Raw genomic sequence first — 17445 nt, forward strand, 5'->3', positions numbered from 1 at the left:
ATCAAATTTTGGCATAGTAATGATAATACTAATAGGAAACACTATTTAGCATGTACATCATTTCTACTCTAATTTATTTGTTCTGCACCTTCTTATAAGTACGATGCAACATCCGTGCATTCACTGCACAGACAACGGTAGACAAGGACATAATAATAGCTGACAAAGCTGGTCCAAGGACAATACCTAATCCAGCTAAAACACCAGCCGCTAGTGGAATAGCCACCACATTATAGCCCGCTCCCCACATAAGGTTTTGGTTAATTTTTTGTTTGGTTGCTTTTGATAGGTTCAGGATATTTAAAACATCATGGATATTTGAATCAACCAAGATGATATCACCTGTTTCCCTTGCTACATCTGTCCCTGCACCAATAGCAATTCCTAAATCAGCTTGCGCGAGAGCTGGCGCATCGTTAACACCATCACCAACCATAGCAACACGTCCACCGTCAGCTTGTAGTGATTTGATTTTGTCGGCTTTTTCATCTGATAAAACTTCTGCGAAGACACCATCTAAATGAAGTGTTTCTCCTACTGAATCTGCAACTTGTTGGTTATCACCGGTTAACATCAATACTTGAATGCCTTTATTTTGCAATTCAGCTACCACTGCTTTAGCCTCTTCACGAACAATATCGGATACTGCAATAGCACCCACTAGCACCTGGTCATAGATGACAAAGACAATGGTTCTACCTTTAGAAGCAGAAGCTTCAAAGGCTGCTTCATCAAATGTATAACCTGCTTGTCTAGTAGCTTTCGGACTGAGGATTTGAATGTTTTTCCCATTTACAGTCCCTTCAAGCCCCTTACCGGTTAAATTGTGATAATCAGCAACCTGTAATTTTTCAAGCTTTCTACTTTCAGCTTCTTTCACGATACCTCGAGCAATTGGATGCTCAGATTGACTTTCAATCGCGTAGACAATTTGCAAAAGAGACGTTTCATTAAACTTATCATCCATCACAGTAATCTCATCTACCCCAAATTCACCTTGAGTAAGAGTACCTGTTTTATCAAAAACGATCTTATCAATCTTATGTGCATCTTCAAAAGCGATACGGTTTTGAATAAATAAACCAGATTCAGCAGCTAAGGACGTAGATTCAGCATTTACCAAGGGAACTGCCAACCCAAGTGCATGCGGACAGGCAATAACAAAGGTTGCTACCATAAACTGTAAGCCCATTAAATAGCCGTCAACACCCGTCCACGCAACAAAGGCGATAATCCCTGCAACTAAAGCGATATAAAATAGATATTTAGCCCAAACATCAGCAATTGATTGTGCCTTAGATTTTTGTGCTTGCGCGTCAGTAACTAAGTTAATAATTTGCGCTAAATAAGTATCTGTACCCGTTTTCGTTACAGTAGCTTTTAGAATACCATCCCCATTAATAGCACCCCCAACAATCTGCGCACCCGCTTCTTTTAATACGGGGACAGATTCGCCAGTCAACATTGATTCATCTACTTCAGAATGCCCTTCATAAACTGTAGCGTCGATAGGAATCTTCGCACCTGGCCGGATGAAGATACGGTCGCCCTTCTTCAATTGGTCGACTTTTACTTCACTTGTTGATCCGTCTTCATGAATCACTTCAGCATCTGATGGTAAGAGCTTGGCTAGTGATTCAACGGCATTACCAGCTGACATTTGCGCCTTCATCTCAATGTAATGTCCCGCCAACATAATCAATATCAAGCTAGCAAGTTCAAAATAATAGTTCATGCCACTAATGAAGAAGGTGGTTAAAACCGAATAGACATAAGCTGCGACAATCGCTAGAGAAATCAGCATCATCATACCCGGAACCCCTGATTTCAATTCATGCCAAGCATGACTTAAGAAGGGTTTACCTCCGTAAAAGAATACAATAGTAGCAAGGCCAAATTCTAAAAGCCCTTGCCCAGGAAAATCAATATGATAACCAAGCAAGTGCATCGACATAGGTGCAATAATTGCTAACGGGATAGATAATACTAACACTACCCAGAAACGTTGCTTAAAATCAGCCATCATATGAGCGCCATGTCCACCATGTCCATGACCACCGTGATCACCGTGACCACTATGATCATGGTGGTTATGGTTATGCTCTTCGTGATGCATATGTTCGTTGCCATGATCATGGTGCATATTGTGATGATGTTTTGCATTATTATCTTTATCCAATATTCTCTACCTCCATACTATGTAATCACTATATAATCGTAAATTATGTTTACATTTGTAAACTGTACTTAATTCTAGTATAGTTTTATTCTTTTGAAAATGCAAATAGTTTTACCTATCCTATCTTAAAAGGGATAGGTAATGGCGTCCTGAAATTTCTTATCACTGAAATTTATAAAATACAGAGAAGTATCTTTCTTTTCTTTTACTTTTTGACCCTTGCATCATTATAAATGCCTCTTGTATGAAGTACTATATATGTTATATTATTGTTATACAAACACTATATATTGTGTTATGTGCTTTTTTCATGGTATAGCAAGAAGACACTACTCATGACAAAAACAGTTCACATATGATTACACTAAGATACCTTTACCAATAAAAGGTTTTCTTTTTTTAAAAGTTAGGAGTTATATAATGACAATGATAACCGTTGGTGGGATGATCGGACTAGGTAAAACCACCGTCACAAATTTAATCAGAGATGAATTAGACTTTAAACCCTTCTATGAATCAGTTGAAGATAACATTATGCTGCCCTATTTTTACAAAGCCAGTCCAGAAGAGCAATTGCTGAAGCGTTATCCATTTTTAACACAATTAGATTTTTTGAATTCACGATTTAAAACAATCAAGCAAGCTTCTAGGGAAGATAAGTCGGTTTTAGACCGATCGATTTTTGAAGATTGGTACTTTGCAAGAGTGAATACTGATATTGGACGTATTAGTGAAGAAGAATTTTCAATTTACGAAAATCTATCTCGTAATATGATGGAAGAATTATCCGAAATTCCGCGCAAGCATCCTGATTTAATGCTATATCTACATGGTTCTTTTGAAACTGTTATGACCCGCATAAATAATCGTGGACGTGACTTTGAACAAGGGGAAGAACTTATCGACTATTACCACCGCTTATGGTCTGGTTATGATAATTGGGTGAAAAATCACTATCATCAATCTAAAGTGATGTTCATTGATATGGAAAAATATGACTTAGTCAAGTATCCCCACCATCAACATGTCTTAATTCAAGATATTAAAAACTTTATGATTGCAAATGATATTGTGACTGCTGACGCATTTGAATAGCAAACTGTTTGTTTAAGGAGATGAACAAATGGAAATGGTAATACGACTTAAGAAAATTCAAGATTTTGTAAGAGAACGCATGGCTTTTGACCCTACTGGTCATGATTACTGGCATGCAGACCGAGTTGCTAAACTCGCTAAAGCCTTGTATATAGCAGATTATGGTGATGGTAATACTGAAGCTTTAATCGTCATTGAAGCTGCTGCATATTTACATGATACAATCGATGACAAGCTCGTTTCAGATATTATTTTTAGCCAAATGGAAGTTGAACAATTGTTAGATACGTTACACCTTTCACCAACTAGTCGAGAAAATATTCTTTATACCATACAACATATGTCCTACTCAAAAAACTTAACTACACAGTATGATTTGTCAGTTGAAGGCCAATATGTTCAGGATGCAGACCGAATCGATGCCCTTGGTGCAATGGGTATTGCGCGCACTTTTGCCTATGGCGGTCACGCTAATAATGAAATTTATAATCCAAATATCCCTGTGATTGACGTGAAAAATAAGGATAATTATCGCAACCATCCTTCCACTGCAATTAATCATTTTTATGAAAAACTACTAAAACTGGAACATTCTATGAATACAGAAGCTGGTAAAGAGATTGCGCATGAACGAACACTCTTTATGCGACAATTTCTTGACCAATTTATGACTGAATGGCAAGGAAATATTTAAACATTTTACATTATTTATTGTAGAATATCATTAGCAAGTATTTTTAAATTTAAGAAAGAGGTTATATCATTGGATAAACGTAAAGACATTTCAGCAAGCACTAAGCTATATCTAGCAACGCCTTTTTTCAATCCTGACCAAGTTCGCCGTGTAGAGGAAGCGACAAAAGCTTTAAATGCAAACCCAACTGTTGATGTTGTTCATTTCCCATTTGATCACCAATACAAAGATACATCTTTTGACCGTGATCCAGAAGGTATTTTTGGTTCATTTGAATGGCAAGTAGCGACTTACCAAAACGACCTATCTGCAATGAATACTGCAGATGCTGGTGTTTTCTTATATGATGTTGAAAATGTTGATGACGGCACAGCCTTTGAGTTAGGTTTTATGCGTGCGATGCACAAACCAGCTATCGTTGTCTTATTAAGTGAAAATGGTTTAGAAGGTAAAGAATTAAACTTGATGATTGCACGTGGCGGTACTTACTTCATGACTGACATCAATGAATTAGCAACCTATGACTTCAATCACTTCCCAACAAACCCACTTCCAGACATGGATGTTATCTAAAAATAGAAATAAGAGGCTGGGACAAAAATATCTCAGCCTCTCTTTGCTATATAAGAACGTTTATCATTGGATTCCAAAAGTCAGCATTGTCCGATACTTCCCAAATGTCTCCAATAATATTTCATTATTGTTCGCCTTTTGGTTCAGTACGTCAATTCTAAACGACTTTTGTCTCACCTTCTTTTTGTATATCAAAAAAGCATGAAAGGAATATTACATCCCTTTCATGCTTTTAATATTTCATTCAAAATCAAACAAACAATTCATTTTTTTAATAGGCTAATCACTATTGATCGTTCTAGTCTGATTTAAACTTTAACAATCCAACCTTTAGGTGCTTCAACGTCACCATTTTGAATGCCCACTAATTCATCATACAATTTTTTTGTGATTGGGCCTACTTCAGTTTCTGAATAGAATACATGTTTATGGTCGTTATGCGTAATAAATGATACTGGTGAAATGACAGCCGCTGTACCACATGCTCCTGCTTCACTAAAGCGGTCTAAATCATCAATATACACATCGCCCTCTTCAACTTCTAAGCCTAAACGATGTTCAGCTAACCAAAGTAATGAATACTTAGTGATTGACGGTAAGATTGAAGGAGACTTAGGGGTTACAAATTTATTGGTATCTTTTTCAATCCCAAAGAAGTTTGCAGAACCTACTTCTTCAATTTTTGTATGTGTAGCCGGATCTAAATATACAACGTCAGAATAACCTTTTTCTCTGGCTTCGATACCTGGTTGTAAACTACCCGCATAATTTCCGCCAACCTTCGCTGCACCTGTACCATGAGGTGCCGCACGATCAAATTCAGATGTTGTAAAGGCTGTTGGCACCATTCCACCCTTGAAGTAAGGACCAACAGGCATGGCAAATACTGTAAAGATATATTCTTTTGCTGCATGTACACCAATATTGTCTCCTACGCCAATTAAAGTTGGACGAAGATAGAATGATGCACCTGTACCATATGGTGGCACATATTCGGCATTGGCTTTAACTACTTCTTTAACCGCGTGAATAAAGTCTTCTTCTGGTACTTCAGGCATCACTAAACGGGCTGCTGATGCATTTAAACGTTTCGCATTTTGGTCAGGACGAAAGATTTGGATATCACCTTCTTTTGTTTTAAATGCCTTCAACCCTTCAAAAGCGCCTTGTCCATAATGTAAGATTGGTGCCCCTTCTTCAATCTGAATCGTATTTTCAGTTTCCAAACCACTCTTATACCATTCGCCATCTTTCCAATAGGCACGCCAACGGTATGGCAAGTTCATATATTCAAAACCTAATTCTGCCCATTTGATATCTACTGTCATGTTGCTCATCCTTTCAAATCATGTGTTTATGTGCAATTTATGTCGGTTTAGATAGCATTTATCTTCATAAATAGATCCGTCATACAATGCATCAATATGCTATAAGTTTAACACTATTTATGAGAAAAAGGGTAGTATATTTCCAATAAAATGAGAATAAATCTAATTTTGTTTTTTGCCTTTTAGAGACAAATAAAAAGTGTCGTCCAAAATAGACAACACTTTTGGAAATATATGTAGTCATTAATACTTCCCTATTCTTATAGGAAACCTGCGACGATTGGTACTAAAATAGCAATCACAATACCAGATATTACCATGGCGATACTAGACATTGCACCTTGAAGTTCATTAATTTTCATTGATTCTGCTGTACCCATGGCGTGACTTGAAGTCCCCATAGCTAAACCACGTGCAAAATATGAATCAATTTTTAGCAGTTTGAAGATCCATTCGTTCACCACAACACCAAAGATACCCGTCAAAACAACTGAACCGACAATGATTGGTGTAATACCACCAATAATTTCGGTAATATCAATAGCGATCGCTGTTGTTACTGATTTAGATAATACCGAACGTAAAATTTCTTCCTCCATATTAAAGATAAGCGCAACAATCAAGACACTCGCAACAGCTGTAATCATCGCTACCACAACTGTAATGATAATTGTCCAGAAATTTTCTTTTAAAATGTGTCGTTGTTTATATACTGGAATCGCTAAAGATATCGTTGCTGGTGTTAACAGATAAGACACAAAGCTCGCACTCTCTTGATAAACAGGCACATTCACCTTGCCAATAACTAAGATCGCAATAATTAAAATCACTGCGATTAACAATGGGTTAGCAATCGGTGATTTTAATTTCTTGTTTATCCACATGGCAATCATATATACACCTAAAGTTAGGAATAAGCCAAACGAGGGGAATAAATCAAATAAACTATTCATTATTTTTCTCCTCCGTTCTTAGCATTCTGACGTTTTTGTAGTGATTGCGCTATAAGACCAGCAACGATCATTACAAGAATAGTTGTCACCGAAATAATCACTGACCAAGATAACAAATGCGGCTGTAAACTTGACCAAGAGGTAATAAAACCCGCACCTGGCACTACGAACATGGCAGGCATCACAGCGATTAACCATTCACCAACATTTTCAACTTGTTCCAGCTTAATCACACCAGTCATTAAGCAGACAAATAATATCAGCATGCCGTAAATCGAGGCTGGCAATGGTAAAGGTAATGTGTGTGATAATACTTCAGCGATTAAAGTAATCATAATAATAATAAAAGCTTGCTTGAGATACTTCACTTTTTAACGCTCCATTCTGTTTAAATTCTGTAAAATCCGCTAAACCATTTTGGCTTTGCGATGATGCATCACGAGGTTGGCATACTCATTTTTGATTGCATGAAAGTCGTCAACATTTAACCACTCATACATTTTGCCCCCATACATCGTCAATTGTTGTTCAGCAACCGCTGTCCCATCGTGCTTTAAGTTAGTATAATGGTAAACATAAGCATTGGCTTTCTCTCGGTTTAGATTAAAGTAATCCATCATGATGCCCACGATATCATCCAATTGCCCATCTGATAAGGTCATATGCAGGGATTTATTTCGCATAGCTACGAAGCCAAATAATAGGCCAGCATTCATAAAAATTTCTATATCTGATAGATTTCCTGCATCGTTTGTATGCATTAAATCTAATAGTTTCAGCATATCTACTTTTTCAGCTGATAATTGTAAACTTTCAGCCATAGCATTAGGGCTTGATATTGTTGTAGCCTCATTAAAATGTTGCGCGAAGACTTTTGACGAATGAGGTAAGTCTTTATAGTTAGTTGCCGGTACAACTCTTTCAAAGGTATCGTTGTACACGAAATATTTGTTGCCATCTTTACTGGCTAATTGAAAATCAGCTCCTTCTGGATACCAATAAATACCCGCTACAGTTGGTTCCAGTTCAGCGACTTTATTAATATCGACAAGAAGTACACTCTTTCCGTCCATAATTTCAGTTTGCGTATCCGTCGCAGCAAAAAAACGCCAACCACTATCACTTGGCATCAAGCTCTTTTCACGGAAGGCCCATAATAGTGGTTGCTTACCTTCAAGTAGGGCTACTGAAGCTAAACAATTACCGCCGTTTGGAATCAATTGCTTGGTCATATTTATCCTCCGCATATTGTTGTAGATTAAATGTTATTGTTGTATAGATTTGTCTGTATACATTTTAGCATAAATATTGGTAAAAAATAATCATCCATTTGCCGAAAATGTCCGGTTTATAATGGTTGTTAGCGATTGTATAAAGTCCTTTTCTTGATCGATCATTGGGGTATGCCCCGCATCCGGTATAATGATCATTTCTTTTGTCGGTGCTTGAACCCTTTCAATTAATTTTTCTGACTGAATTTTTGGTACTTGGATATCATTTTCCCCAGAAATTAGATAAAATGGCACACTCAATTCGAGGTCCCTTGCATAGATATCTATCGCCAATAACTCTCGATACAAACGCTGGTTAAGTAGCATACGGTCTAGCATTTCCTGATCATTTTCAGATAGTTTATCTATCTTATTGGTTAACAATAAAGGTAAATATTGGACAAAATCAGCTGTTCCAAACCCTAATTCACGCTGAACTGACCGTAAAATCGCTGCCTCATAAGCTAAAGTCAAAAAATCATTTGGATTAGGATAGTCAGTTGAAATCTCACTTAATTGATCAAGTAGATCTTGACGTCCTAAGCTTGTCGCCAATTCGCGCGTCTGACTTAAAGCCACTGCCTCATCCTCAACTGGCGTTACCACTTGTCCAATGCCCACATAAAAAGCCACATCATCTGGATAGTCAAGCACATAAGAAGCCCCTAATGCTGCCCCCCCATGAATGACCAATAATACCCACTCGATCAACCCCATAACGGGCCTTGGTATAAGCAACTAAATCTGTTAAAGAAGCCTGTAAATCGATTATATTAGGTTCTGCACTTGGATTAGCTTCATACGTTTTTCCTGCACCAATCTGATCCCAAAAAAGTATATTCACTTGATCATATAAACCTGCCAAAGTATCCGCCTGGTCCGTATATGAAAATCCTGGTCCTCCATGAAGAAAGATCACCACCGGTAAGCCCTCACCCTGACCCACCTCATACACATACTGGTCTAGCCCATTCAAACGCAAAAAATGACTCTCTTGAATGCCTGAATCTCTTAGTTCAACCGCCGGTAAATCAGCCTCTTTTACATTAAATTGCTTCAATACCTCTTCTCCATTGGCCCCAAAAGCTTCCGTGAAAAAGTTCTCCTCTTCATCCAAGCTAGAAACTTCTTCACCAACATTCGCCGTATCCAAATCTACACCCGTATCCTGGTGATTGAACCCACAACCAGTAAGTACAATACTGGTTACCAACAATATAAACCAGTTTTCCATACTGACTCCCCCTCTTTTCTATCATTATAATAGAAAAAGACGCAGTGACAAATCACATACGTCCTAAAATTGAAATGGCCATCCGCTGTCAGCTTATTTCGAATTATTATATAGAAATAAGTCTAATCTATTTAATCTTTTTCTCGATTTTCTTTTCACTTTTCTTCCCTACTTTAGGTATCACACGGTAGTTTTTCCGGATAAATTTTGGGAACTTTTGTTTATTAATAATTTGTATAAAAGTATCTGATGTATAAACTGCAAGCGCAATCGCCAAGGCAGTAAATAGTGTACCTCCTAGTTCAGTAAGGCCTTGAGCTGTATCTCCTTGAATAAACGCTAACGCCGTTCGATACATGCCCCCTCCTGGCACAAAGAGGAAGAACGCTGGAATAAAGAAAACTGTTACCGGTTCTCTGAAAATACGTGCATACATTTGAGAGATTAACGCAATAACCAAAGAACCAAAATAAGTCGCCATTGTTATTGAAAAACCACCAATATGTAAACTTATCAAATAACTAGCCCAACCAGCAACATTAATGAAAGGTGTCCAAAATAAAACTTTTCGTGGCCCTTCAATCGTTAAAATTGCGAACAAACCTACCCCATAAGCACCTATTAGTTGGAAAATAATATCCATTGTAGTCATTAATATAAACCTCCGATCAACGCCAGACCCAGTGCAGCGCCTAAGGCAATCATTAAGGCGTTCAAGAAGGCCTCTGTTGCTCTAGAAACACCCGCAATGTAATCCTCATGAAAAATATCTCGTAAGGAGTTCGTTATGGCTGTACCTGGAACCATTGGCATCAATGTAGAAATAATTACAATATTGATATCTGTATTCGATAATACATAGGCTTGCATTAAATAAGCAGCCACTGTTACAACAAGTGCTTGAATAATATTTGAAAAGCCTTCACTAATATAGTATTTATCTTCTAGACGGTATAATAAGGCTAAAATAAAACCATTCATTGTACTCATGATTAATTCGTTAATACCGCCCCCAAAAAGGAAAGAGAAGGCTGCAGCTAAACCAACTACCCCAATGGATACTTGTAATTTTGAATATTGCGGCTGATGGAATCGAATAACCTGTAACCGCTCATAAGCTTCGTCAATTGACATATTACCGGAAGTCAATTCACGTGAAATATGATTCACTTGGGTAATTTTATTTAAATTGTTAGAACGGCGTGTAATTCTCTTAATACCAGTAAACCCAGAACCTTCAAAAGATGGGTCATCAAGGGTTATATATAAACCTGTTGAAAGCGAGATTGCCATGGCATATGCTGCATTTGATGTTGTTAAAATACGGTTCATCGTATCTTCAACACGATATGATTCTGCATTACTTTCTGTCATAATTTGCCCAGCTAACAAGGCAGTTTCTAATATTTTCTTATTTAAATCTACCATCTTGACCCACCCTTTCTCATAATCCACGGCTATTGTACCATAGGTCATCAAAGAATAAAGCGGTCATTTACCATGTAAACGTATCCTTTTCAACAAGTCTCTTTATCCAAGTCAAGTCAAATTTATGCTATAATTGCTCCGACTAATTAGATGAAGGAGCAATTGAATATGATTACCATGGCAGGCATGATTGGTGTTGGTAAGACAACCTATACCAACCATATGGCAGAAATGTTTCAAGCAGAACCTCTTTTTGAGGAAGTATCAGAAAATCCAATTTTAGATGCATACTACAGCGAACCAACGAAATATGCTTTTTCACTGCAAATTTACTTTTTAAACCAACGCGTTAAAAGTATTAAACGCGGGATGACATATGAACGTGCAATCTTAGACCGGTCAATTTATGAAGATGCTTTATTTACTCAGGTAAATAATATAAATGGCAATATATCAGATGTAGAATGGGAATTATATCAAGATCTATTAGCCAATATGATGGATGATGTTCGTATTATTTCAGAATCAACCAATCAATCACCAGAATTACTTGTCTATTTACATGCGCCTTTCGATTTAATCCTTGAGAAAATCAAGCGTCGTGGTCGTCCATATGAACAAATAGAAGGTCGACCAGATTTACTAGCCTACTATAAGCAACTCCACAGCCTATACGATGAATGGTACGAAAACTATGACCATTCAGCTAAAATGGCTATTGATGTTAGCCAATACGATATCCTAACCAGTAGTGACCAAGAAATCGTTGCTAAGAAGATTCATGACAAATGGTCAACACTCTTGGAAAATTCACCATCCTAATTTATTAGAAAAAGGTGCTATTCATTCAATGCTGACTTTAACCAAGAAATATTATTCGATTTAGCACCTGCAATCACAGCTAGAAAGTTGAATACTTAAACTATATTGACCTATACATCCAATTAATTGTTCAATGAGAAAATAGCGCTTATTCATTATAGTGGGCAAATACATTTATAATTCGTTTCCTTTGCATGCTATGTATATATCCTTTAGTATATAAGTATCAAAGCTTTAAGGAGGCTATAAATTATGGCAAGAATTGCAACTGTATTGGCTAACTTATTTGAAGACTCTGAATATACTGAACCAAAGAAAGCTTTAGAAGCAGCTGGACACGAAGTCGTCACCATCGGCATGAAAGCTGGTGAAACTGTCCGTGGGAAAGCTGAAGGAACTGAGGTAACCATTGAAAAATCTATCGATGAAGTAGAAGCGAAAGATTTCGATGCCTTATTAATTCCTGGTGGCTATTCACCTGACCAATTACGTAAATATGACAGCATGTTAGAATTTGTACGTCATTTTGACAGCAACAACAAATGGATTTTCACTATCTGCCATGGTCCTCAATTATTGGTAAATGCCGAAACCTTAAAAGGTAAAGACATTACCGCAGTGAAACAAGTGGCCATTGATGTGAAAAATGCTGGTGCAAATTTCTATGATAAAGAAGTTGTGATCGATGAAGTTGGTAAATTAATTTCTAGCCGTACGCCTGAAGACTTACCTGCATTTGATCAAGCTATTGTCGATGCACTAAAATAAGATAACATGCATTTTATCGCATGATGCTAAGCAAAGCGTTGCACCAAAATTGGTGTAGCGCTTTTTTAGTTAAACGAATAAATTAGTATTCAACCTAGCATGTTAGCAAATATAGAACTTCTGCTTTGACCTAAAGTAGACTTTAAGGTGTAGGATATGCTTGTAACAATGAAATTTGAAACAAGAAAGGAACTTTTATTATGATTCTAAATGAAACATATACGCTAAATAATGGTATTGAAATTCCAAAAATTGCTTTTGGCACTTGGTTGATGGATGATGAAACTGCTGCACAGTCAGTAAAAGATGCTTTAGATTTAGGTTACCGTCACATTGACACAGCACAAGCTTATGGAAACGAAGTTGGTGTTGGCCACGGCCTACGCGCTTCTGGATTAAATCGTGAGGATATTTTCGTTACTTCAAAAATTGCGGCAGAATTAAAAGTTTATGATGGTGTACTGGCCTCTATTGATCAATCTATCAATGATTTAGCTGTTGATTATATTGACTTAATGATCATTCATGCCCCACAACCATGGGCTGAATTCCGTAAAGCCAACTATGATCAAGGAAATTTAGCAGCTTGGAAAGCCTTAGAAACCGCATTAAAAGAACAAAAAGTTCGTGCTATTGGTGTTTCTAACTTTGAAAAAGATGACTTACAGAATATTTTAGATAACGGTACAATTAAACCAGCTGTTAATTAAATTCTAGTTCATATCGGTAATACCCCCGCTGAATTAATTCAATTCAGTCAAGACCATGACATTTTAGTAGAAGCCTACTCACCAATCGGACATGGAGAAATTTTTAAAATCGATGCAATTAAGAAAATGGCAGATAAATATCAAGTATCTATACCACAATTAGCTATCCGTTACACGCTTCAACTAGGTACTTTACCTTTGCCAAAATCAACCAATAAAGCACATATTGAAAATAATGCCCAAGTTGATTTCGAAATCTCTGCAGAAGACATGGACATATTAAGAAATATGGAAAAGATTGCCGATTATGGTGATAGTAAAGTCTTCCCTGTATTTAATCAAGATTAATCCTCATATTTCAAATCAAAAAAGAGGCTGATACAAAAATATCCCAGCCTCTCTTTGCTATATAAGAACGTTTATCATTGGATTCCAAAAGTCAGCATTGTCCGATACTTCCCAAATGTCTCCAATAATATTTCATTATTGTTCGCCTTTTGGTTCAGTACGTCAATTCTATACGACTTTTGTCTCACCTTCTTTTTGATTTCAGGATAAACGGACTAAATTTTTTTAATTGTAGGCCAAAATATGCCTTTCACGTGCTGGATATATGCTAACTTATCGAGTCTGATCAAAATAAAATAAGCCATTATCGATCCAGAAAGTGCACCGATGATAAATCTAGGTGTATATACAAACCAATACATACCCTGAGCAGACCCTGTAAACCATACCATTACCGGGTAAGAGAGGAGTGAACCAACCAAACCGGTACCGATAAATTCTCCTATAATTGCAGCTAAGTATTTACTTGTTAATCGATAGCCAATACCAGATAGAAAAGCACCAAAGACTGCACCTGTTAATGCTAAAGGTGGAATCCCAAACAATATCATTCTGAGAATACCACATGATAAGGCCATCAAGGTGCCATATACCGGTCCCATCAAAACTGCTGCAATCACATTCATGACACTCGACATAGGTGCAATACCTTCAACCCGTAATAAGGGGGATAAGACAACATCCATGGCAATCATCATAGCTAAAATGCTCATTTTTTCAATTTTATAGTCTTTAATCATTCGCTATACCCACCGGCCATTTCTCGAAATTAAAGGCCATCTCCCAGAAATTAAACTCCATTCTTGCACTAATTACAAAGGCTGAAATCATACTTTCTTTATCTTCTTGACTACTTTCAGCATATAATTGGTTAAGCAATGTGCATTCTTGCTCTATTGCCACTCGGGCCTCGTCCCCACCATATGTTTCAATCCAATCCTGATAAATTGGTACAGGAGAAGGCTCGTTCGACTGTCTTAATTTTTGCCCAATTTCAAAATAAAGCCAAGAACAAGGTAATAAACTTGCAGCAGCAACCGCATCATTATTTTCAACTAACTGACGATACATATGAGAAACGTAATGATAAGCTGTGGGAGCAACACCTGTTTCTTTTAATTCAGTATCAGTGATCCCCAATTCTTCAAAAAACTTGGCACGGATAGCCAGCTCACCTTCAGCTAAATCATTAGCATTATCCAACATTTGAGTTTTCAAAATCGGATTACTGGTTATCTCAGCTACACGCTTATAAAGTGCTGAAAAGTGACGTAGATAATAGGCATCTTGTATCAAATAGTAACGAAAGTTTTCAATCGGTAAAGTCCCATCTTCTAACTGCACGATGAAGGGATGACTAAAACTACCCTCCCAATATGGTGTCGTTTGCTTTCGTACAATTTCAATAAATGTCTCTTTCATTAAATAAAATACTCCAATCTCATTAAAATGTTCCCAAATATGATTAAGCCAATAGATAATATGACAGATACCGGTGATACCTTCCAATATTGATAGTGTAGTCGAGGTTGATTTTCAGAAAAACCTCTAGAATACATGGCTTCTGCATAGCGATCTCGCCAATTAAGGGCTAAAAAAATTACTTTTACATAGTATAAAGTTGACCAAGGATACAACCTTTTGCCCCTTAATAAACTAGCATCGTGCATATTTTTGATTTCTCTTTGAATTTCAGGGACTGCATGAATCACCACTAGCAATCCATATATAAATATGGCAGGTAGTTTATATTGCTCCAATATGAGTAAGCAATCTTGTAAGTCTACAGAAGCCATAAATCCTACTCCCAAAGCTACAAAAGCATAGGTTCTCGTTAATAGTAGCCATGCATCTGATAAACCACTTCCTTGAATATAAACTTACCAAAATGTGGTAATTGCTGGGATAAAAGGCACCGCAAGTAAAAAAAACATGATTGAAAATCGCTTTTTAAAAGTTAAATAAACCATCACAACACAAACAATATATAGATTCAACCAAATAGAATAGGTAAAAGAAATTTCAATCGTTAAAAGAAATACTAAGAAAATAATCGCTGGAATACTGCTTGTTCGCTCTTCCATATCTATCAAACCTCCTCTAACAATTGCTTAGACAAATGAATATGATGATCACTAATACCTTCTAGTGGTGTTAGTCGGTGAGAAACAATTAGGAAATCAGTTTGATTTTTCTTTTCCAATATCCATCGCGCAAAGTAATCACAAGATTTTTGATCCAATCCCGAAAACGGTTCATCTAACATCAAGAATTGATGGTCTAAACCGAGTAAAGAAATTAACTGCACCATCTTCTTTTGTCCTTCGCTTAGGTGAAATAAACTCCGATCTAAGATATGTGTCATATTCAAATCTTCAAAAGCCTGCAATTGACGTGCATTGATTTCACTATTTTTTTGTTTGGGAAACGTGACTTCATCCCTAACTGTCAGTGTGACAAATTGTTGTGATGCATCTTGTACAGCTAGTGTCAGCGACTCGTATAAACGTTTCTTACTGACAAACTTCGATAGTCGTTTGCCTTTAAAACACATCCGCCCCTTATAGGGATATAGTTGCGCCATTGATTTTAATAACGTGGATTTACCCGCACCATTATCACCAGTTAAGGTCGTTACCCCTTTTTGGAAAATAAACGCTTCTTGATTAAGCAAAGTCTTATCTCCTTGCTTAATCTTGATATGATCTAATGTAAATATCGGCGATTGACTCCCATTGTTACATTTTAATTGTGGGATAAGTACTTCTTCAGGCAAGTGCGTTATATCTGTTTCCATGAGACAACCATTTTTCATCATCAAAAAGCGGTCTACCAGTGGTCTATAATGACTCATATCATGGTCTACAATGACAATCAACTTGCCTTTATCTCTCAATTTTCCTAGCATATCCATCAAAAATATTCGTGACGCTGGGTCTATACTGGCAAAGGGTTCATCCAATAAAAGAATTGGTGCATCTACAGCAATTAAAATGGTTAATGCTGCCCGTTGCTTCTCTCCTCCTGATAAAGTCATCAAATCTTGTTGTAATAAATATGCAGTACCCATTTCATCTACTGCTTCTCTTATCCTCTCTTTAGCCAAGTCATAGGGAATACCACAATTTTCCAAAACAAAGTATAATTCCCGCTCTAATGTGTTCATGGTAAATTGTTGTGCTGGATTTTGAAACATCAAACCTATTTTCTGTGCTTTTTCAGCGTTGGAATATTCCTGAATCGGCTGATCATCAAACAAAATGTTACCTTGAAAAGGCATACCATTAAAGCCAGCAATCGTATGCATAAATGTGCTTTTTCCACTTCCACTATCGCCAGTCAATAAAATAAATTCTCCAAATGCCCACTCACAAAAAATATTATTTAAAATAACTAGTTCATTGTTCTTTACAGTCAAATTTTGAATATTCACGACACCGCTCATTGATTCATCCTAATCCCTTGCTTTTGTATGCTACTAAATAAAGCAACAATTTTTTGTGTTAAAAATACACCGAAAAATGCTACTGAGATAAAACGAACTAAAAATAAAGCAACCACCATACCAATGCCATAAGTGGCATAGCCAAACTTAAAAATTTCATAGGCAAAGCTAAAGACAGTGGTACCAATAGCACCATAAATTAAGGTAACCGTATCGTATCGTTTGTATTTTGTAACAAAGAAACCTGCTTCCGTACCTAACCCCTGTATTAAACCAGAAATTAAAACACCGGCACCGAAATATGAGCCGTATAACATTTCTGCTAAAGCGGCAAATACCTCACCTAATAATGCACTAGCTACTTTTGGAATCAACATTCCTGCTACCGGTGCGGCAATTGTCCACATACCAAATAAAATTTCATTAGCAAATGGCGTTAAACCAAATGGCGTAAGCACAGATACTAAAAAGGCATATAAGACACCAGCTCCCATAAATACTGCACCAAATAAGAAAGCTAGAAATGCTAAGAAGATAACATCTGGTAATGTCCATCTAAATTTTTCCAACAAAAAAACCCCTTTTCCTATATTTAAT

20 protein-coding genes and 1 pseudogene are annotated in these 17445 nt (G+C 36.8%); 6 read left to right on the forward strand and 15 right to left on the reverse strand.

Translation table 11 applies throughout. The annotated features are described in order from the left end of the window. Positions 1-73: 73 nt before the first annotated feature. A complete protein-coding gene (locus HMPREF3116_RS06535; RefSeq protein WP_083272792.1) occupies positions 74-2179 on the reverse strand; it encodes a copper-translocating P-type ATPase in 2106 nt (701 codons plus the stop codon). A 420-nt stretch (positions 2180-2599) separates the two neighbouring features. On the opposite strand from HMPREF3116_RS06535, the gene HMPREF3116_RS06540 reads away from it, so the two are divergent. The 3 genes from HMPREF3116_RS06540 to HMPREF3116_RS06550 all read left to right on the forward strand — a co-directional run bounded on the left by HMPREF3116_RS06540 (position 2600) and on the right by HMPREF3116_RS06550 (position 4541). Further along, positions 2600-3274 (forward strand): deoxynucleoside kinase, encoded by a 675-nt coding sequence (locus tag HMPREF3116_RS06540; RefSeq protein ID WP_070468541.1) that lies wholly within the window; start codon positions 2600-2602, stop codon positions 3272-3274. A 28-nt stretch (positions 3275-3302) separates the two neighbouring features. Then, on the forward strand, positions 3303-3968 hold the full coding sequence (locus HMPREF3116_RS06545; RefSeq protein WP_070468543.1) for an HD domain-containing protein: 666 nt from the start codon (positions 3303-3305) through the stop codon (positions 3966-3968). 69 nt (positions 3969-4037) lie between these two features. Further along, complete coding sequence (locus HMPREF3116_RS06550; protein ID WP_070468545.1) at positions 4038-4541, forward strand: nucleoside 2-deoxyribosyltransferase; 504 nt, start codon at positions 4038-4040, stop codon at positions 4539-4541. 308 nt (positions 4542-4849) lie between these two features. On the opposite strand, the gene HMPREF3116_RS06555 is transcribed toward HMPREF3116_RS06550, so the two are convergent. The 8 genes from HMPREF3116_RS06555 to HMPREF3116_RS06585 form a co-directional block, all read right to left on the reverse strand. Then, positions 4850-5869: a branched-chain amino acid aminotransferase gene (locus HMPREF3116_RS06555; RefSeq protein WP_070468547.1), complete on the reverse strand. Its 1020-nt coding sequence runs from the start codon at positions 5867-5869 to the stop codon at positions 4850-4852. A 260-nt stretch (positions 5870-6129) separates the two neighbouring features. Further along, positions 6130-6822 (reverse strand): LrgB family protein, encoded by a 693-nt coding sequence (locus HMPREF3116_RS06560; protein ID WP_070468549.1) that lies wholly within the window; start codon positions 6820-6822, stop codon positions 6130-6132. After that, positions 6822-7190, reverse strand: a complete 369-nt coding sequence (locus tag HMPREF3116_RS06565) for a CidA/LrgA family protein (RefSeq protein ID WP_070468551.1) — start codon at positions 7188-7190, stop codon at positions 6822-6824. Before HMPREF3116_RS06565 ends, HMPREF3116_RS06560 begins: the two co-directional genes overlap by 1 nt. Before the next feature lie 39 nt (positions 7191-7229). Beyond that, the gene (locus HMPREF3116_RS06570) at positions 7230-8054 is read right to left on the reverse strand and encodes an immunity protein Imm33 domain-containing protein (RefSeq protein ID WP_070468553.1); all 825 of its coding nucleotides are present in this window, start codon (positions 8052-8054) and stop codon (positions 7230-7232) included. A gap of 90 nt (positions 8055-8144) precedes the next feature. Next, positions 8145-8786, reverse strand: coding sequence for an alpha/beta fold hydrolase (locus HMPREF3116_RS09195; protein ID WP_246819061.1), 642 nt, complete (start codon positions 8784-8786; stop codon positions 8145-8147). Then, positions 8740-9327, reverse strand: a complete 588-nt coding sequence (locus HMPREF3116_RS09200; RefSeq protein WP_246819062.1) for an alpha/beta fold hydrolase — start codon at positions 9325-9327, stop codon at positions 8740-8742. Before HMPREF3116_RS09200 ends, HMPREF3116_RS09195 begins: the two co-directional genes overlap by 47 nt. 127 nt (positions 9328-9454) lie before the next feature. Beyond that, positions 9455-9979 (reverse strand): threonine/serine exporter family protein, encoded by a 525-nt coding sequence (locus HMPREF3116_RS06580; protein WP_070468555.1) that lies wholly within the window; start codon positions 9977-9979, stop codon positions 9455-9457. Further along, positions 9979-10755: a threonine/serine exporter family protein gene (locus HMPREF3116_RS06585; protein ID WP_070468556.1), complete on the reverse strand. Its 777-nt coding sequence runs from the start codon at positions 10753-10755 to the stop codon at positions 9979-9981. Before HMPREF3116_RS06585 ends, HMPREF3116_RS06580 begins: the two co-directional genes overlap by 1 nt. 168 nt (positions 10756-10923) lie before the next feature. Here HMPREF3116_RS06585 and HMPREF3116_RS06590 point away from each other — a divergent pair, with 168 nt between their 5' ends. The 3 genes and pseudogenes from HMPREF3116_RS06590 (at position 10924) to HMPREF3116_RS06600 (ending at position 13403) form a co-directional block, all read left to right on the forward strand. Then, positions 10924-11577, forward strand: a complete 654-nt coding sequence (locus tag HMPREF3116_RS06590) for a deoxynucleoside kinase (protein ID WP_246819063.1) — start codon at positions 10924-10926, stop codon at positions 11575-11577. 252 nt (positions 11578-11829) lie between these two features. Next, positions 11830-12345, forward strand: a complete 516-nt coding sequence (locus tag HMPREF3116_RS06595; RefSeq protein ID WP_070468560.1) for a type 1 glutamine amidotransferase domain-containing protein — start codon at positions 11830-11832, stop codon at positions 12343-12345. Positions 12346-12545: 200 nt separating this feature from the next. Further along, positions 12546-13403 (forward strand): annotated as a pseudogene (locus HMPREF3116_RS06600) (aldo/keto reductase). Between the two features lie 215 nt (positions 13404-13618). Here the strand turns inward: HMPREF3116_RS06600 and thiW are convergent. The 6 genes from thiW to HMPREF3116_RS06625 are packed head-to-tail and all read right to left on the reverse strand — an operon-like array spanning position 13619 to position 17417. Continuing rightward, entirely contained in the window at positions 13619-14140 is a 522-nt protein-coding gene (thiW, locus tag HMPREF3116_RS06605; protein WP_070468601.1) for an energy coupling factor transporter S component ThiW, read from the reverse strand. After that, a complete protein-coding gene (gene tenA, locus HMPREF3116_RS06610) occupies positions 14136-14825 on the reverse strand; it encodes a thiaminase II (protein WP_070468562.1) in 690 nt (229 codons plus the stop codon). The genes thiW and tenA overlap by 5 nt, the downstream gene beginning before the upstream one ends. Further along, positions 14825-15277, reverse strand: coding sequence for an energy-coupling factor transporter transmembrane component T (locus HMPREF3116_RS09205; RefSeq protein WP_256365718.1), 453 nt, complete (start codon positions 15275-15277; stop codon positions 14825-14827). The genes tenA and HMPREF3116_RS09205 overlap by 1 nt, the downstream gene beginning before the upstream one ends. Positions 15278-15283: 6 nt before the next feature. Then, positions 15284-15487, reverse strand: coding sequence for a hypothetical protein (locus HMPREF3116_RS09210; RefSeq protein ID WP_246819065.1), 204 nt, complete (start codon positions 15485-15487; stop codon positions 15284-15286). A gap of 5 nt (positions 15488-15492) precedes the next feature. Continuing rightward, positions 15493-16848: an ATP-binding cassette domain-containing protein gene (locus tag HMPREF3116_RS06620; RefSeq protein WP_070468563.1), complete on the reverse strand. Its 1356-nt coding sequence runs from the start codon at positions 16846-16848 to the stop codon at positions 15493-15495. Then, positions 16845-17417 carry an ECF transporter S component gene (locus HMPREF3116_RS06625; protein ID WP_083272795.1) on the reverse strand — a complete coding sequence of 191 codons (573 nt, stop codon included), beginning with the start codon at positions 17415-17417 and terminating at the stop codon, positions 16845-16847. The genes HMPREF3116_RS06620 and HMPREF3116_RS06625 overlap by 4 nt, the downstream gene beginning before the upstream one ends. Between the last annotated feature and the right edge of the window lie 28 nt (positions 17418-17445).

The organism is Aerococcus sp. HMSC10H05 (assembly GCF_001806975.1).
In the GTDB taxonomy this organism is placed as follows: Bacteria; Bacillota; Bacilli; order Lactobacillales; family Aerococcaceae; genus Aerococcus; species Aerococcus viridans_B.

Bases quoted from the DNA above. Each gene is read 5' to 3' on its own strand.
- HMPREF3116_RS06590 (WP_246819063.1), top strand. From the start codon at position 10,924: ATGATTACCATGGCAGGCATGATTGGTGTTGGTAAGACAACCTATACC.
- HMPREF3116_RS09200 (WP_246819062.1), bottom strand. From the start codon at position 9,327: ATGGAAAACTGGTTTATATTGTTGGTAACCAGTATTGTACTTACTGGT.
- HMPREF3116_RS06545 (WP_070468543.1), top strand. From the start codon at position 3,303: ATGGAAATGGTAATACGACTTAAGAAAATTCAAGATTTTGTAAGAGAA.
- HMPREF3116_RS06540 (WP_070468541.1), top strand. From the start codon at position 2,600: ATGACAATGATAACCGTTGGTGGGATGATCGGACTAGGTAAAACCACC.
- HMPREF3116_RS06620 (WP_070468563.1), bottom strand. From the start codon at position 16,848: ATGAGCGGTGTCGTGAATATTCAAAATTTGACTGTAAAGAACAATGAA.
- tenA (WP_070468562.1), bottom strand. From the start codon at position 14,825: ATGAAAGAGACATTTATTGAAATTGTACGAAAGCAAACGACACCATAT.
- HMPREF3116_RS06570 (WP_070468553.1), bottom strand. From the start codon at position 8,054: ATGACCAAGCAATTGATTCCAAACGGCGGTAATTGTTTAGCTTCAGTA.
- HMPREF3116_RS06555 (WP_070468547.1), bottom strand. From the start codon at position 5,869: ATGACAGTAGATATCAAATGGGCAGAATTAGGTTTTGAATATATGAAC.
- HMPREF3116_RS06595 (WP_070468560.1), top strand. From the start codon at position 11,830: ATGGCAAGAATTGCAACTGTATTGGCTAACTTATTTGAAGACTCTGAA.
- HMPREF3116_RS06580 (WP_070468555.1), bottom strand. From the start codon at position 9,979: ATGACTACAATGGATATTATTTTCCAACTAATAGGTGCTTATGGGGTA.
- HMPREF3116_RS09210 (WP_246819065.1), bottom strand. From the start codon at position 15,487: ATGGAAGAGCGAACAAGCAGTATTCCAGCGATTATTTTCTTAGTATTT.
- HMPREF3116_RS06560 (WP_070468549.1), bottom strand. From the start codon at position 6,822: ATGAATAGTTTATTTGATTTATTCCCCTCGTTTGGCTTATTCCTAACT.
- HMPREF3116_RS06585 (WP_070468556.1), bottom strand. From the start codon at position 10,755: ATGGTAGATTTAAATAAGAAAATATTAGAAACTGCCTTGTTAGCTGGG.